This is a genomic window from Chryseobacterium lacus (genome assembly GCF_003336205.1).
Taxonomy (GTDB): Bacteria; Bacteroidota; Bacteroidia; order Flavobacteriales; family Weeksellaceae; genus Chryseobacterium_A; species Chryseobacterium_A lacus.
On the sequence record NZ_QPIE01000002.1, the window covers coordinates 321848 to 337149 of the forward strand.

General features: G+C 38.0%; 16 protein-coding genes. 7 read left to right on the forward strand and 9 right to left on the reverse strand.

Annotated elements, in window-relative coordinates; all coding sequences use genetic code 11:
- The 5 genes from DQ356_RS03495 (at position 1) to DQ356_RS03515 (ending at position 3833) form a co-directional block, all read left to right on the forward strand.
- Positions 1–195, forward strand: coding sequence for a cbb3-type cytochrome oxidase subunit 3 (locus DQ356_RS03495; protein WP_114303071.1), 195 nt, complete (start codon positions 1–3; stop codon positions 193–195).
- A 4-nt stretch (positions 196–199) separates the two neighbouring features.
- Positions 200–1081, forward strand: coding sequence for a cbb3-type cytochrome c oxidase N-terminal domain-containing protein (locus DQ356_RS03500; protein WP_114303155.1), 882 nt, complete (start codon positions 200–202; stop codon positions 1079–1081).
- Between the two features lie 97 nt (positions 1082–1178).
- The gene (gene ccoG / locus DQ356_RS03505; protein WP_114303072.1) at positions 1179–2624 is read left to right on the forward strand and encodes a cytochrome c oxidase accessory protein CcoG; all 1446 of its coding nucleotides are present in this window, start codon (positions 1179–1181) and stop codon (positions 2622–2624) included.
- Between the two features lie 8 nt (positions 2625–2632).
- Positions 2633–3085, forward strand: a complete 453-nt coding sequence (locus DQ356_RS03510) for a FixH family protein (RefSeq protein ID WP_114303073.1) — start codon at positions 2633–2635, stop codon at positions 3083–3085.
- A 4-nt stretch (positions 3086–3089) separates the two neighbouring features.
- Entirely contained in the window at positions 3090–3833 is a 744-nt protein-coding gene (locus tag DQ356_RS03515; RefSeq protein ID WP_114303074.1) for a sulfite exporter TauE/SafE family protein, read from the forward strand.
- Positions 3834–4000: 167 nt separating this feature from the next.
- Here DQ356_RS03515 and serS read toward each other — a convergent pair whose 3' ends face one another.
- The 9 genes from serS to DQ356_RS03560 all read right to left on the reverse strand — a co-directional run bounded on the left by serS (position 4001) and on the right by DQ356_RS03560 (position 12941).
- Positions 4001–5272, reverse strand: a complete 1272-nt coding sequence (gene serS, locus DQ356_RS03520) for a serine--tRNA ligase (RefSeq protein WP_114303075.1) — start codon at positions 5270–5272, stop codon at positions 4001–4003.
- Between the two features lie 88 nt (positions 5273–5360).
- Positions 5361–5855, reverse strand: a complete 495-nt coding sequence (locus DQ356_RS03525) for a hypothetical protein (protein ID WP_114303076.1) — start codon at positions 5853–5855, stop codon at positions 5361–5363.
- 22 nt (positions 5856–5877) lie between these two features.
- On the reverse strand, positions 5878–7146 hold the full coding sequence (locus DQ356_RS03530) for an MATE family efflux transporter (protein WP_114303077.1): 1269 nt from the start codon (positions 7144–7146) through the stop codon (positions 5878–5880).
- Complete coding sequence (locus DQ356_RS03535) at positions 7143–8261, reverse strand: glycosyltransferase (RefSeq protein WP_114303078.1); 1119 nt, start codon at positions 8259–8261, stop codon at positions 7143–7145. The genes DQ356_RS03530 and DQ356_RS03535 overlap by 4 nt, the downstream gene beginning before the upstream one ends.
- A 24-nt stretch (positions 8262–8285) precedes the next feature.
- A complete protein-coding gene (locus DQ356_RS03540) occupies positions 8286–8978 on the reverse strand; it encodes a YjjG family noncanonical pyrimidine nucleotidase (RefSeq protein WP_114303079.1) in 693 nt (230 codons plus the stop codon).
- Between the two features lie 194 nt (positions 8979–9172).
- Positions 9173–9766 carry an RNA polymerase sigma factor gene (locus DQ356_RS03545; protein ID WP_114303080.1) on the reverse strand — a complete coding sequence of 198 codons (594 nt, stop codon included), beginning with the start codon at positions 9764–9766 and terminating at the stop codon, positions 9173–9175.
- Positions 9767–9943: 177 nt separating this feature from the next.
- Positions 9944–10432 (reverse strand): hypothetical protein, encoded by a 489-nt coding sequence (locus DQ356_RS03550; RefSeq protein ID WP_114303081.1) that lies wholly within the window; start codon positions 10430–10432, stop codon positions 9944–9946.
- Positions 10433–10522: 90 nt separating this feature from the next.
- Positions 10523–11803: a methionine adenosyltransferase gene (gene metK, locus DQ356_RS03555; RefSeq protein WP_114303082.1), complete on the reverse strand. Its 1281-nt coding sequence runs from the start codon at positions 11801–11803 to the stop codon at positions 10523–10525.
- A gap of 190 nt (positions 11804–11993) precedes the next feature.
- A complete protein-coding gene (locus tag DQ356_RS03560) occupies positions 11994–12941 on the reverse strand; it encodes a hydrogen peroxide-inducible genes activator (protein ID WP_114303083.1) in 948 nt (315 codons plus the stop codon).
- Positions 12942–13053: 112 nt separating this feature from the next.
- Here DQ356_RS03560 and DQ356_RS03565 point away from each other — a divergent pair, with 112 nt between their 5' ends.
- Both DQ356_RS03565 and DQ356_RS03570 read left to right on the forward strand, forming a co-directional pair.
- The gene (locus DQ356_RS03565) at positions 13054–14418 is read left to right on the forward strand and encodes a catalase (protein WP_114303084.1); all 1365 of its coding nucleotides are present in this window, start codon (positions 13054–13056) and stop codon (positions 14416–14418) included.
- A gap of 111 nt (positions 14419–14529) precedes the next feature.
- Positions 14530–15297 (forward strand): enoyl-CoA hydratase-related protein, encoded by a 768-nt coding sequence (locus DQ356_RS03570; RefSeq protein WP_114303085.1) that lies wholly within the window; start codon positions 14530–14532, stop codon positions 15295–15297.
- Positions 15298–15302 lie beyond the last annotated feature (5 nt).

Consider the following 15302-nt stretch of genomic DNA (forward strand, 5'->3'; position numbering starts at 1 on the left):
ATGATTCCCCAAAGTTTCAGAGACATATTGTCCAATAGTGAAAACACCGGATTATTCCAGACTCTGGCTTTGGTCATCTTTTTGCTCTTTTTTATCGGAATTGTAATTTATGTCTTCAGCAGACCTAAAAAATACTACCGCGAAGAAGAAAATGCTCCTTTGGACGATGATCAACCATTTAATTCAAACCATTAACATCATGAAACGAAGAACCCCGGTTTATATTACCATACTGATTATCATTACTATAATGATTGTAATATATTACATGTTCATTCAGAGCGGTATTTTCTTCACATCTCCTTACTTTTTGGGAACAGTGGCCATCAGTATTGTACTTGTGCTGATTCATAATTCCATTGGCGATCTTATAGAAAATGATAAGTTCAAAAAGCTGACTCCTGAACAACAACTGGAATATCTGGAAACTAAAAAAGTTCCTTATTTTAAAGCTCTATATAACGATGCATTTAAAAAGCAAAGCAATACAGAGGAAAAGGATATCCTTATCGACCACGGATTTGACGGGATTATGGAGTTGGATAATCAGCTTCCGAGATGGTGGCTGGGTCTTTTCTGGTTTGGGGTAGCCTATTGTATCATTTATATGATCGCTTATTCATTTACCGATTTTGCTGATCCTACTAAAGAATATGAAATTGAACACAAAGAGCAGATAGCCAGCATTGAGCAGTGGATGAAAGAAACTCCCCCTCCTACGATAGAAAATGCAGTGTACTCTGCAGATAATATTGCAGCAGGAGAAGAGGTTTACAGAGCCAACTGTGCTTCCTGCCACAACGACGGAGGAAGAGGCGGTATCGGGCCAAACCTTACCGATAACCACTGGATCAACCAACCGGAAAAAACCCTGTTCAAAAATATTTTCCACATGGTAGAAAATGGTTCACCCAATAATCCAGCTATGCAACCGTTTGGAAAGAACGGTGTGTTAACAGGATTTGATATCCAGAACGTGTCCGCTTACATCTATCATATTAATCAGGAAATACAGCCAATAACTCCAGAGCAAGGCGGAGCAGCTCCTCAGGGCACGCCTGCCAACTGGGAAAAACAATAAAAATATTGAACCCTTTTAAAAACATAATCCGTGATTAAATCTAACTGAGGAGATAACGGGTTATGTTTTTTTTCATTTAAAAAAGTGAGATAAAAAAATGTCAGATAATGATAATAATTATAGAGGCGGACAAGGGCAGGTAGTAAACCCTGAAACTTTTCGTGATTCTGTAGGAACAATGGATCAGTCAGGGAAAAGAAAATGGGTATATCCGCGTAAACCTAAAGGTCGATATACGGATTATAGATACCTTGTCACCCTTATTCTGCTCACCATCTATTTCGGGCTTCCCTTTCTAAAAATAAACGGAAACCCCATCTTATTGTTGAATGTGCTCGACAGAGAGTTTTTCATCATGGGACAGCCTTTCTATCTTCAGGATTTCTTTATTTTAGCTTTAGGTGCTATCGCTTCTATCGTCTTCATTATTCTTTTTACAGTAGTTTTCGGGAGAATTTTCTGCGGGTGGATTTGCCCTCAGACAATTTTCATGGAAATGATTTTCCGTAAGATTGAATATGCCATCGAAGGAGACAGAAACAAGCAGATAAGGCTCGATAATCAACCGTGGAACACAGAGAAAATCTGGAAAAGGAGCTTGAAATGGTTTATTTATGCGGTGATTTCTATTATTATTACTCATATCATGTTCATGTATATCGTAGGATATGAGAGAGTATTTGAGATTATGCAGGAAGGCCCGTTCGAGCATCCAACGAATTTTCTGGTGATGATTCTTTTCACAGCAGCTTTTTATTTTGTATTCGCATGGTTCAGAGAGCAGGTGTGCACATTGGTATGTCCGTACGGAAGGCTTCAGGGCGTGCTGATAGACAAACAGACCATCAATGTTTTTTACGATTTTAAACGCGGAGAAAACCGGTCCAAATGGAGAAAAGGTGAAGACCGCCGTGCTGCCGGAAAAGGCGACTGTATTGATTGCAACCAATGTGTGGTCGTTTGTCCTACAGGAATCGACATACGAAACGGGCAACAATTGGAATGCGTAAATTGTACAGCGTGCATCGACGCCTGCGACGAAGTAATGGTAAAAGTAGGCCTTCCAAAAGGACTCATTCGTTATGCTACAGAAGATGAAATAGAAAAGGAAATTCCTTTCAAATTTACCAATAAAATGAAAGCCTATTCTGCAGTTTTGATTCTGCTGATAGGATTTCTTGGATTTCTGCTGTATAACAGAGGTGCAATGGAAGCAAAATTCATTAAACCTGCGGGCACAACCTATCTCGTTCGCGATGGGCAAATAAGCAACACCTACAATTATACCTTGCTGAACAAAGGCACTACCAAGAAAACCGTTACTATAAAGGTACTGGAACCCGCACACGGCGAAATACGAGGTGGAAGTAATATCGTGGTTGAAAAGGACAAAATGGCAAAGGGAAGCGTAGCAATCAGTTTCCCGGAAAAAGAAATCAACAAAGCAAAGCAAAATATAAAAATTGGTATCTACGATGAAAAAGGTGAACTCATAGATGAGTATGAAACCTATTTCGAAGGACCGTTTAAATTACAGTTTTAAAATTTATCATGTTAAAAAATTTCACTTGGGGACACGGAATTGTTGTAGCGCTGGGATCATTCATGATCTTTATCTTGTCGCTGATATGGTATTTTACCTCTACCTGGAAAAATTCAGAACTCATCACCGATAATTATTACGAAGAAGAACTGGCGTATCAAAATGTCATTGATGCAAAAAACAAGGCTACTAATCTTAAAGAACTTCCTGTCTATCATCAAAATGAATCGGGAATTAGCGTCACTTTCCCTTCAGAAATAAATAACTCCAACAGTAAATTCAGGATTGATCTTCACCGTGCTGAAGATCAGAAACTTGATATTATCCGAGAAATGGAATTAGACCAACGGAATAGTATTTTTATTCCCGCCAAAGTACTAGCGAAGGGCAATTATGTGCTGCGCGTGATGTGGAAAAAAGATAATGAAGAATATCAGATCGATTATGACCTGATTTGGTAATATTATGGAAATCGCTCTTATCGTTTCTGCGCTAATTCTGGGGCTGGGTTCCGGGTTTCATTGTATCGGGATGTGCGGCCCGATTGCCCTTTCCATGGGACTAACGAAGCAGCAAGCGTTGAATTTTCATCTTCAGAATACCACCTACAACTTAGGCAGAATCGTTACGTATGCATTCCTCGGAGCAGTTCTGGGAATCGTGGGCGTAGGTTTCAATGTTGCAGGAATTCAACAATATCTCACCGTAGGTGTCGGTATTTTGCTTATTGTTATGGCATTATTTTCATTCGGAGGAAAAGATTTTGCCTCTAAAATTCCATTTCTGTCCAAATTTCTGCTTTCTATAAAAATAAATCTCGGAAAATATCTTCAAAAACCTGGTTATTCCTCCCGCTTTATTACAGGAATTCTAAACGGTTTTCTTCCTTGCGGAATGGTGTATATGGCACTCACTGCATCGCTGGCAGCAGGCGGTGTTTGGCAGGGTGCAGCATTTATGGCGTTATTTGGTTTGGGAACATTTCCTTTTATGTTTGCCGTAGTTTTTTTCGGGAACATGATGAATACAGCGTTTCGGATAAAAGTTCTGAAAATTATTCCTGTGATGATGATCATTTTGGGCGGCCTCTTCGTACTGCGCGGTTTGGAACTCGGAATTCCTTTGGTTTCACCAAAAAAAGAAGCGATGCAAGTAATCCACAACGATTCAGAGAATCACCATCAGGGCGATCATTCAAGTTGTCATTAAAAGTTGAAAAAATCAACTATGAACCAACATCGTGATTTTTATTCGTGTCAGTCCGTATGTACTATGACACTTCAAACAAAATCCTTTAGAAAAAGCGCAAATCCACTTTAACAAAAATTCCGCACTAAAAAAATAATGCGGAATTTCTTTTTTCAAATTTATATCTTTTAATTGATCATTTCAAGCCTTGCATATTCCGCGATTTTCTTCGGAATTTTAATTCCTTCCGGAGTTTGATTGTTTTCCAGAAGCGCTGCCATAATTCTCGGAAGTGCCATTGCAGAGCCATTCAGCGTATGTACCAGTTGGGATTTTCCTTCATTTCCTTTATACCGGCATTTCAGTCTGTTTGCCTGGAAAGTTTCAAAATTGGAAACGGAACTCACTTCCAGCCATTTTTCCTGCGCAGCACTCCAAACTTCGAAATCATAGGTCATTGCTGAGGTAAAACCCATATCGCCGCCGCAAAGACGCAATATCCGGAACGGAAGTTCGAGATCTGTAAGAATTTCTTTTACGTGTTCCACCATTTCTTCCAAAGCATCGTAGGAATTTTCAGGTTTTTCAATCCGTACAATTTCTACTTTTTCAAACTGATGCAGGCGATTTAAACCGCGGACATGCGCTCCGTAACTTCCCGCTTCCCTTCTGTAACACTGAGAAAAAGCAGTGTTTTTCACAGGAAGTTGTTTTTCATCCAAAATCACATCGCGGTACAGATTCGTCACCGGAACTTCAGCCGTTGGAATCAGATACAGATCATCAATTCCAATATGGTACATTTGCCCTTCTTTGTCCGGCAACTGTCCGGTTCCATAACCTGAAGCTTCGTTCACAACGTGTGGCGGATTAACCTCTAGATAACCTGCGTCTACATTCTTATCTAAAAAATATTGAACCAATGCCCGTTGAAGCCGAGCACCTTTCCCAAAGTAAACTGGAAATCCGGCACCGGCAATTTTCACACCCAGTTCAAAATCTATCAAATTATATTTTTTGGCCAATTCCCAATGCGGAATATTTCCCTCGCCAAGTCCTTCTACATCATGAGACTGATACACAATCTCATTATCATCTGCAGAAACTCCGGCTTTCACCTTGTGATACGGAATATTTGGCAGCAGATAAAGGATATTCTGGAGTTTGGATTCAGATTCTTTCAGCTTACCCTGCAATTCCTGCGAATCTGCTTTATAATCTGCCGTTTTTGCTTTGGCAGCTTCAGCTTCTTCTCTTTTGCCTTCTTTCATCAACAAGCCGATTTCTCTGGAAATTTTATTCATCTGAGCCAGATTTTCATCGAGATCAAACTGAATCTTCTTACGTTCATCATCCGCCGATATGGCATCCTCCACAAGATGCAGCTGTGAGAAATTTCTTTTATTTAAGCCTTCCAATACGCGTTCCTTGTTTTCGCGCAAAAAATTGACCTGTAGCATACGGTTGATTGAGATTAATGTTAAAATTCATGCTGAAGATCAGAATAGCACCTCTGAATTCCGACTCCGAGCATTGCAAAATTAAGGATTATTTGTGGATTTTGATGACGTTAGGCGGGCCATCCTTTTTGGTGAAAACCAACTGATGATTATATAATGCACTGGAAATCTGAAAAAGGTTCGGGGTATAAGTGTAATTTAGAATCAGTGTGTCACGGGAAACCGACTGCGTGCTGTCATTAATTCGTGAAACCAATTGAAGCGCAATTCGGGAACGGTACATTTTCTTGTCCGCTACAGAATCTGTGAGCAATCTCGTGGCCCCGGCAATGTATTCAATATACGAAATTGTATCGGCATTTTTTTTCAGATTGACCGTAACAGGAGCATTGTCAGTGGCGCCATCCACATCATTCATCGAAACAGAAAAATACGATCCGGGAATATTTTTGTTCAGCATATCCTTGCCTAAGGAATCAATATAAAGATGTATAATCTGGTCAATATTCTGCAACGGTTCCTCCTTCCTGCAGGAAGCTACGATGAGGAAAATAAAAATCAGTAGAAAAAATATGTTTTTCATGTTCAGCAAAGATAAAATTTCTTCAGGAAAACAAACTTCCGGCTTTTACTTTTTCCAGAAATATCCGTAGTTCAGATTTTGACAGAATGAAATCCTTATATCGAAAGTCAGTAATTTGATAAAATTTCCAGAACAAAAGAGCCGAGGAAATGCAGTAAGACACTGTTGTGGCAAAACACGCTCCTAAAATTCCCCATCTCGGAATACAATACCAAGACAAAAGTATGGTGAAAAATAATCCAACAATTGATTTTATATTTAATATTTTGAGTTTATTAATAGCAGCAAAATAATGTCCAATAATATTGCTGACCGACATCGCCAGAATGCCAGGAGAAAGAAGGAGAATTATACTTTTAGTCTGATGAAAATCTTCTCCGAAAAAGAAAATGTATCCCGAAGCAGGAATCAGAAGAAGTACAAAAAGAAACAAAACGGTGATGAGAAAGCTGATCCTGACAGAAATTTTAGTTTTATTAATCGCTAATTGCACATCATTAGTATTCAGAACATTGGAATAGAGAATCACTGAAAGGCTTCTGCTGATCGTCCATACCGCTTCAGAAATTGCAACACCCACTGAAAAAATTCCGACACTGGAAAATCCTTTGAAAAATTCAAGGAAATAAAAGGATAACCGATAATTTAGAAATTGAACAAACGCGCTCAACTGCGTTTTCCAGCCATAACTGAACATTTTGCCGGCTAAAGATTTGGAAAAAGAAATTCGTGTTCTTTCAAAATTCTTAAAAAGATAAAAAGAACTAATCATAAAAAGTAAAAAATAACACGCAATTTGCGCTACAAAATACATTTCAATATCCGAAAAGCCCAAAACAAAAACCAATAATACAATAAAAAAGAGATGAATCGCCAGCTGCAGCACCGAAAAAATATTGAATTTTCTAATATCCTGACTGCCAATAAAAAAACTGATATTGGCGTTATAAAGCGACAATAATACCGAGAGCGCAATGAGAAAAGGCAACACCTCCGCAGTATGCGGAACCGCACCGAAAAACAACACGATACAAATTCCCACCAAAACAGACCAGCCGTAAGCGAAAAATAAAACCTGTTCTTTAGGGTATTTCGTCAGAAAATAAGAAACACTTCCGGCAACAAAAATATTGCTGAAAAAACTAATGATTGCCAAATCTGCCGTTACTAGAGAGATCAATCCTTTTCCGTGGCTTCCCCAGATGTTCGTAGAAAAAATGATAAGTCCGAAGTTGAAAAACAAGATCAGGAATCTGGAAATGACCGTCTGAAAAATCGTCTTTTTCTTCATAAAGCGTTTTCTATAAACTGAACAAAATTTTTCCTGATAAGATCCCAATTATAATATTTTTCATATTCCAGACGTGCGTTCTGCGCATGTTGGCTGTATAATTCAGGATTTTGCAGGTAATTTTCAACGATTTTAGCGATGGATTCAGCATCTTCAGGATTTACGAGATGTCCAAATTTAGATACTTCCACATGTTGTCGTGTTGCTTTCAAATCGCTATAAATCACTGGTTTTCCTGAGGCTGCATAATAAAAAATCTTGATGGGAAGACAATGATGATTTTCCAAATTCATTTCCCTCAAGTCAAAACAAATGTCTGCCTCGATATACGTTTCTGTAAACTGCTCGAATGCAACAGGCTTTTTAATGATAATATGTTCCCATGAATATCGGGAAAGCAAATCAGAAAAGTAAGTTTCGTCGGTTTTGGGCGGAGTTCCTATTAATGAAATTTTAACGGTAAGTTGTGGGTTTCGTTTTCTTAATTTATCCGCAGCATTAAAGAAATTCTCAATACCCTTTTCTTTTGAAAAAGATCCTGTATAAGCCAGATGAATCTCATTTGGAGTGAGATTTTTGATGCTTTTTCGGATATAAATTTCGTCAGGATAATATGGCAGAATGAGCCTTTTTTTAAACGGAAAAACATAAGCCAAAGGAAACTTTTTGGTACCCTCACCAAAAATAAAATGCGTACTCAGAAATCCGGCGTACAACTGGATAAGAAAAAAACGAATCGCGTGGAAAACATTCAATGGAAATGGGAAACGCTGCACCATTCTTTTGGCAGGATACCATTCGGTAATGTCATAAATAATGCTGTATCTCTTTCTTTTTTTTTGAGAAGCAACCACTGCCAGCGGTTCTGAACAAAGGATGCAATCCGGTTGAAATTTTTCAATCACTTTCCTTAAAACCTTGATTTTGGCGTCAGTATCCAGATGCAAAACGGGATAGGATTCTATTTCAATACCATTTAAAATTCCTTTAAAATCAGAAGAAAGGCTGCAAATCTTTACTTCATGGCCGCTTTTGTGAAGTTCTTTAGCCTGATGATGAAAAATTCGGTCGTCATCATATTGGTGTGCGGTGGTGAGGAAAAGAATTCTGGCCATAATATTTCCTATAAACTGACGGATTTAAAAAATAGCCTTAACTTCTGAAAGTTTGTGGATGACTGTTAAACCTTCAGCTTTATAATGATCATTAAAAACATCAAAAAAAATAGTCTTCATTCCAAAAGCCAAGCCGCCCTCCACATCGGCTACCCAATCGTCGCCGATCATCGCTGAATGCGCAACTTCGGCACCTGCTTTTTTCAAAGCGTATTCAAAAATTTCGGGATTGGGTTTTCTAATATCAATTTCGTCAGCACTCGTGATGGTTTGAAAATAGTTTTTAATGCCAGACAGTTCACATTTCCTTACGGTAACTTCAGAAAAACCGTTAGAAAGAACATGAAGCTTGTATTTCTTTTCGGAAAGATATTCCAGAAGCTCGAAGGCACCTTCTACCAATTCATTATAATTCAGTATTTCATCCAGAAAATGATGTTCAAATTTTTGGGAAAGTTCTAAATCATCAATACCAAAAAAAAGAAAACTATCATAAAACCGATGCTTCCGAAGATGTTCCTTATCAATTTTTCCATCGCGGATTTGCGCCCACAGGTTTTCATTTATGGTATAATATTCCTTATGAAAATCTTCGAAATTAATAGAGAATTTATCCGAAATCTGCTCGCGTTGATAAAGATCAAAAAGTGTCAAACGGGCGTTTTTCCTGTGATCCCAAAGGGTATTGTCGAGGTCAAAAAAAATGTGCTGTATCATTACAGCACAAATGTAAATAATTAATTTTTGGTGATGGGAAAGCTTTTGTTTTTTGTTTTCAAAACTTCCACGCTTTTGGAAAAACTTAGTAAAAAAGCAATGGTTTCTTTTTTTGGTTTGAGGTTTTCTCTTTTTAAAGTGTCATTTTTTTTCATAGGCAATTACTTACCTTTTTAAACGCTGAAAAAAAAATATTATTGTCTTGTGAGTGAAATCTGATGTTCCTCAATCATCTTTCGGAGATTGATGAGCGCATAACGCACTCTGCCCAGTGTTGTATTAATACTGCTGTCGGTTTGCTCGGCAATTTCTTTGAAACTCAGGCCATCAAAAAACCGGAGCTTGATAACTTCCTGCTGATTTTCCGGCAAATATTGAAGAAGATTCATCATATCATGATTAATCTGATGAGTAATCAACTGATCTTCAATATTATCAGAAGGTTCTCTCAGGATATCAAAAATAGAATATTCTTCGTTTTCGTACGTAGTTTCTGAAACTTTGATATGCTTGGATTTCAGCCGGTAATGGTCAATGATGAGATTATGTGCAATTCTTTTAGCCCAAACGTTGAATTTTCCTTCTTCGTTATAGCGTCCTTGTTTTAAGGTGACTATAATCTTCATGAAGGCATCCTGAAACAGGTCATTAGCCAAATCCTGATCCAGAACTTTATAAAATATAAAGGAAAATATTTCTTTCTGATGCCGTTCTATAAGAGTTGCCAGCGCAGCTTCATTACCATTTTGATACTGCGTAATAAGAGTGCTGTCTAATGTAGTTTTCATAACTTTTTCTTCAATATAGTGTTCTTTATCCTTTTGATAGACAAAGGAGTTGTGTGTGGTACAAAATAAACGAAGTAAAAATTATTCTATAGGCATTTTTCTTTTATGCAGTAAATATAAATAATATTTTTAATATATCTTAAACAATTCTACATTTGCTGGTATTTCCTAATCAATTTAGTTTAGAAGGTCACGAATCATCACAATGGGCAGATTAATAGTAAAGTTTAAATTAAATCCTTCCAGTTTTTTTCCGTGCAACCCTTCTGTTCCAAGGGGAAATGCGTAACCACCAGTTAAATCCACGAGTCCGAAAAGGGTAACCCCAACTTTCGGGGCGATATATTGTGTAGTGATTTCAGCACCGCCTAAGAAATAATAAGCGTGGTTCAAATCGACATTTTTTTCAAAATTAAACAGCACATCTGCCTGAACTTTCGGCATCGCAGCGAACTTTCCGTTTACACTGCCAAATAAACCGGACGCACCTATTCTGAAAATAACATCATCATTGTTAAGCAATAACAGCCGACCTCCAATCTCACCAAAACTCTGATTTTGATACACATATCCGACATGAACCAGCGTATGCGCCGTGAGCTGAGCTTTGGTTAGGCTACTCATCAAAAAAAGTAAAATAATGACAAAAAACAGTTTAAGTTTCATGATATAGGATTCATTTATTTTGGTAAAGTTAAAAAAAACTGCTTCACTTTAACGATGAAGCAGTTTTTTTACTGATCAGAATTCAAAAAATTAAAGGCTGAATTCTTTTTTAATATCTTCCACTCTATCGAGTTTTTCCCAGGTGAAAAATTCAAGATCATTTATCGTTTTTTCATTGCTCTTTCCTTTGTTAAAGGTTTTGTCGGAAGTATAATATTCTCTTCCCATGTGACCGTAGGATGCTGTTTCCAGATAAATAGGATTTCTGAGTTTCAGATTTTGTTCTATAGCAAAAGGCCTTAGATCGAAAAGCTTATTCACTTTATGGGCAATTTCGCTGTCGGAAAAATTTACTTTGGAAGTGCCGTACGTATTAATATACAATCCGCAAGGTTCTGCAACACCGATGGCATAAGAAACCTGAACCAGAACTTCATCTGCAACACCGGCAGCCACCAGATTTTTCGCAATATGTCTTGTCGCATAGGCAGCACTTCTGTCCACTTTGGAAGGATCTTTCCCGGAAAATGCACCACCACCGTGAGCTCCTTTTCCGCCATAAGTATCTACAATTATTTTTCTTCCCGTAAGCCCTGTATCTCCGTGAGGACCACCAATGACAAACTTTCCGGTAGGATTAATATGATATTTAATCTCGTCATTGAAGAGTGATTGGATTTCTGGTTTTTGACGGGATCTTACTTTCGGAATAAGAATATTAATAATATCCTGTCTTATTTTTGCGAGCATCGCTTCATCACTTCCGAATTCATCATGTTGGGTAGAAACCACGATAGAATCTATTCTCACAGGTTTATGATTATCAGAATACTCAATGGTAACCTGGGATTTCGCGTCAGGACGCAAATATTGAATTGCTCCGTTCTCCTTTCTGAGTGCGGAAAGCTCTTTTAGAATAGAGTGAGCTAAATCCAAAGCAAGCGGCATATAATTTTCGGTTTCGTTGGTCGCATAACCGAACATCATTCCCTGATCTCCAGCTCCTTGTGCATTTGCCCGGGTTTCAAAATCCGCATCTTCGCTTACACGGTCAACTCCCTGATTGATATCCGGAGACTGCTCATGAATTGCAGAAATCACACCACAGGAATCTCCATTGAACATGTATTCGCCTTTGGTATAACCAATTCCATTGATTACATCTCTTGCAATACTCTGAACATCAAGATAGGCTTTAGATTTTACTTCTCCAGCCAATACCACCTGTCCCGTTGTGACCATAGTTTCACAAGCCACTTTGGAAGTGGGATCGTACGCTAAGAAATGATCGATAAGCGCATCCGATATCTGGTCAGCAATTTTATCAGGATGTCCTTCTGAAACGGATTCAGATGTAAATAAATACGACATATTTTTTTATTTTAAATTAAAAATTATGAAGGAAAAAGCTGAAAAAAGAAACTGAAGCTAAAATAGAAATTGTGTTTTAGCATTTTTTTCCGAGGTTGCAATCAGCTCAAATTTTTCCTCCTTTCAAGGGACAAATGTACTGACAATTTTTTAATTCAGCAAAGCAGATCTACGCCACATACTTGTTTTTCTACTGCGGTTTTATACTGATATAATCTTCTGGTTTTTCGAAATAATTCAGTTTATTTTCCACAGATTTCTTTACAAAAGAGGTGAATTCATCAATGATCTTTTGTTTATAAGTGGGTTTATAATAAATAATGCTGATTTCCCGGAAAGGAAAAGGCTTTCTGAAACGGGAAACTTTTTTGTTCTGCTCTTCGGAAAGCTGATGGGTAGCCATTTCCGGAATAATAGAAATGCCGCCTACTTTATCCACCATTTGTATCAGCGTATTAATATTAGAAGCCATGAAATCAAGATTTTTTGGCTTCATTGTGTTTTCTTTCAGATGACAAATATTTTCAAACTGCGTTCTCAGACAATTGCCTTCTTCCAGCAACCAAACTTTATTAACATCAATGGCTTCAGGAACAATATAGCTGTCTTCCTTGGTGATATTTTCTGAAGAATAAATCATCAGTTCTTCATTAAAGAGAAAATCCTGATAAAATTCGGAAGCTGCATCGAAAGGCGTAGAAATAATTCCCGCATCCAATTCGCCGGATTTCAAAGACTTAATAATATTTTCTGTAGTCATTTCTTTTACCTGCATTTCTACTTTTTGATTGATTTGAAGAAAATCAAATATTTCAGTAGGCAAAATGTAAGTGGAAACCGTGGGAATAATCCCGAGGTTAATTTTGCCGCCCAATACGTTGTTTAGTAAATCGGCTTTAGTGCGGAGTTCATTTACAGAATCAATGATAGTTTTCGCATGAACGATAATCTGCGAACCGACATCAGTAGTACGGATAGGATGCGTAGTGCGGTCGAAAATCTTTACATCAAGCTCATCTTCAAGCTTTTGGATCATCGCACTTAAGGTGGGCTGCGTAATAAAACACGCTTGTGCCGCTTTGCCAAAGTGCTTATATTTATCTACTGCTATTAGGTATTCTAACTGTTGAATGTTCATTTTATTAATAATATCTATCACAAAGATAAGCTGTTTTTGATAATATGTGTTAAATTTCAGGGTATTATTAAAAGCAATCCCTAAATTTGTATTTGTTGAAAAAACCGTCGTTATGGACTTTAGAAAAATGACTCCGTCTTCCGATCGTCAGGATGCGTCATCCGATCAAACTACTGTACTTCACGATTTCCTGCTTCGCGAAAATATGGCCCGCATTGCACGGGAACAAATTCCGGAAAGAGCTGTGTACGCAAAAGGATCCGGAGCTTATGGCACCTTTACTGTTAGCCGCGAACTTTCAGCATACACACAAGCTAAGCTTTTTTCAAAAGCTGGAAACAGCTGCAAGATATTTACAAGATTTTCAACTCTTGGAAGCGAAAAAGGAAGCCCGGATGCTGCAAGAGACTTGCGGGGATTTGCTATAAAATTTTATACAGAAGAAGGAAACTGGGATTTGGTGGGCAACAATACGCCGGTTTTCTTTATTAATGACCCAAAAAAGTTTCCGGATTTTATTACCAGTCATAAAAAGCTCCCGAAGACTAATCTGAAATGCGCAAATGCAATGTGGGATTTCTACAGTCAGAACCCTGAAAGTCTTCATCAGATAATGATGCTAATGTCCGATCGAGGCACTCCGAAAGGTTACAGACATATGAATGGCTACGGATCTCATACTTTTTCAATGATTAATGAAGCGAAGGAAAAAGTCTGGGTGAAATTTCATCTCAAAACTCAGCAGGGAATTCAGAATTTTTCCCGAGAAGAAGCTATAAGAAATAGCGGAGAACATCCGGATTCAGCACAGGAAGATCTGTGTGACGCCATCGAACAGGGCATTTTCCCATCATGGATTATGTACATTCAGGTTATGACGGAGGAACAGGCGAAAAATTCTCGCTGGAATCCCTTCGATGTGACCAAAGTTTGGTTTCAGGACGAATTTCCATTGATAGAAATCGGCAAAATAGAACTTAATGAAATCCCTTCGGATTATTTCAGTCATGTAGAACAAGCTGCTTTTGCCCCTTCAAACCTTATTCCTGGAATCGGTTTTTCTCCGGACAAAATGTTGCAGGCTAGATTATTCTCTTACCCCGATTCACAAAGACACAGAATCGGCATCAATGCTGGACAAATTCAAGTTAATCAATCACCTTTTACAGGTAACCAAAATCCCTCTCTTCGTCAAAACGAAATGGATTTTAGCCAATACATCGCGCTTGAAACCGATGAAGATCATTATACCCAACCCGGACTTCTCTACACTAAAGTAATGAACACTGAGGACCGCAACAGGCTGATTCATAACATTATTGAAAGTATGAAAGAAATTAAAGGAAGCCAAAAAGATGAAATCATCAACCGTCAGCTCTGTCATTTTTTCCGCGCGAATATTGAAATGGGAATGAAAATCGCAATGGGGCTTCAAATTAATATTGATGCCAACACACTCAGCCATGCCAAAGTTTAATTGTTATCCATTACATAACTAACAAAGCAGATTCTCAACTATTTTAATTATCTATTAAATAAAATTTCTTTAATTTGTCAAACAATTGTCAGATTACACTCATAACTTATTATGAATTACGAAAATATAATTATTGATACCGAACAACACGTGTCGGTGATTACCATCAACAGACCACAATCTCTGAACGCTTTGAACGCAGCCACCATCGCGGAAATCAGCAATGCGCTGGATAAACTGCAAAGTGAAACTTCCTGTAGGGTTATCATTATTACTGGCGCTGGCGAAAAATCATTTATTGCCGGCGCGGACATTAAAGAATTTGCAGATTTCAATGCTGAAAAAGCACAACAACTTGCAAGAAACGGACAGAATTCTTTATTCAATAAAATTGAAAACTTGACAAAACCCGTCATCGCAGCTATCAATGGATTTGCATTGGGCGGCGGACTAGAACTTGCCATGGCGTGCCACATTCGGTATGCTTCTGAAAATGCAAAACTGGGACTTCCGGAAGTAACATTGGGATTAATTCCCGGCTATGGAGGCACACAAAGACTGCCGAAACTGGTTGGAAAAGGCTTGGCGAATGAATTAATTTTTTCAGCAAAAATGATCTCTGCAGAAAGAGCTCAGGAAATAGGACTCGTAAATGAAGTTTTTCCACAGGAGGAATTGCTGGCAAAAACCAAAGCTTTAGCAGAACAAATTTCAAAAAATTCTCCTATGGGAATTGCAAAAGCAATAGAAAGCGTCAACCTTTCAGATACCGATAAAGGTTTTGAAAAGGAAATCATTTCCTTCGGAGAACTTTTCGAAATGGACGACAAAAAAGAAGGCGTTGCAGCATTTCTTGAGAAAAGAAAACCTGTGTTTTAAAATAA

Coding starts and splice junctions, on each gene's coding strand:
- DQ356_RS03495 (WP_114303071.1), top strand. CDS start 1: ATGATTCCCCAAAGTTTCAGAGACATATTGTCCAATAGTGAAAACACC.
- DQ356_RS03500 (WP_114303155.1), top strand. CDS start 200: ATGAAACGAAGAACCCCGGTTTATATTACCATACTGATTATCATTACT.
- ccoG (WP_114303072.1), top strand. CDS start 1,179: ATGTCAGATAATGATAATAATTATAGAGGCGGACAAGGGCAGGTAGTA.
- DQ356_RS03510 (WP_114303073.1), top strand. CDS start 2,633: ATGTTAAAAAATTTCACTTGGGGACACGGAATTGTTGTAGCGCTGGGA.
- DQ356_RS03515 (WP_114303074.1), top strand. CDS start 3,090: ATGGAAATCGCTCTTATCGTTTCTGCGCTAATTCTGGGGCTGGGTTCC.
- serS (WP_114303075.1), bottom strand. CDS start 5,272: ATGCTACAGGTCAATTTTTTGCGCGAAAACAAGGAACGCGTATTGGAA.
- DQ356_RS03525 (WP_114303076.1), bottom strand. CDS start 5,855: ATGAAAAACATATTTTTTCTACTGATTTTTATTTTCCTCATCGTAGCT.
- DQ356_RS03530 (WP_114303077.1), bottom strand. CDS start 7,146: ATGAAGAAAAAGACGATTTTTCAGACGGTCATTTCCAGATTCCTGATC.
- DQ356_RS03535 (WP_114303078.1), bottom strand. CDS start 8,261: ATGGCCAGAATTCTTTTCCTCACCACCGCACACCAATATGATGACGAC.
- DQ356_RS03540 (WP_114303079.1), bottom strand. CDS start 8,978: ATGATACAGCACATTTTTTTTGACCTCGACAATACCCTTTGGGATCAC.
- DQ356_RS03545 (WP_114303080.1), bottom strand. CDS start 9,766: ATGAAAACTACATTAGACAGCACTCTTATTACGCAGTATCAAAATGGT.
- DQ356_RS03550 (WP_114303081.1), bottom strand. CDS start 10,432: ATGAAACTTAAACTGTTTTTTGTCATTATTTTACTTTTTTTGATGAGT.
- metK (WP_114303082.1), bottom strand. CDS start 11,803: ATGTCGTATTTATTTACATCTGAATCCGTTTCAGAAGGACATCCTGAT.
- DQ356_RS03560 (WP_114303083.1), bottom strand. CDS start 12,941: ATGAACATTCAACAGTTAGAATACCTAATAGCAGTAGATAAATATAAG.
- DQ356_RS03565 (WP_114303084.1), top strand. CDS start 13,054: ATGGACTTTAGAAAAATGACTCCGTCTTCCGATCGTCAGGATGCGTCA.
- DQ356_RS03570 (WP_114303085.1), top strand. CDS start 14,530: ATGAATTACGAAAATATAATTATTGATACCGAACAACACGTGTCGGTG.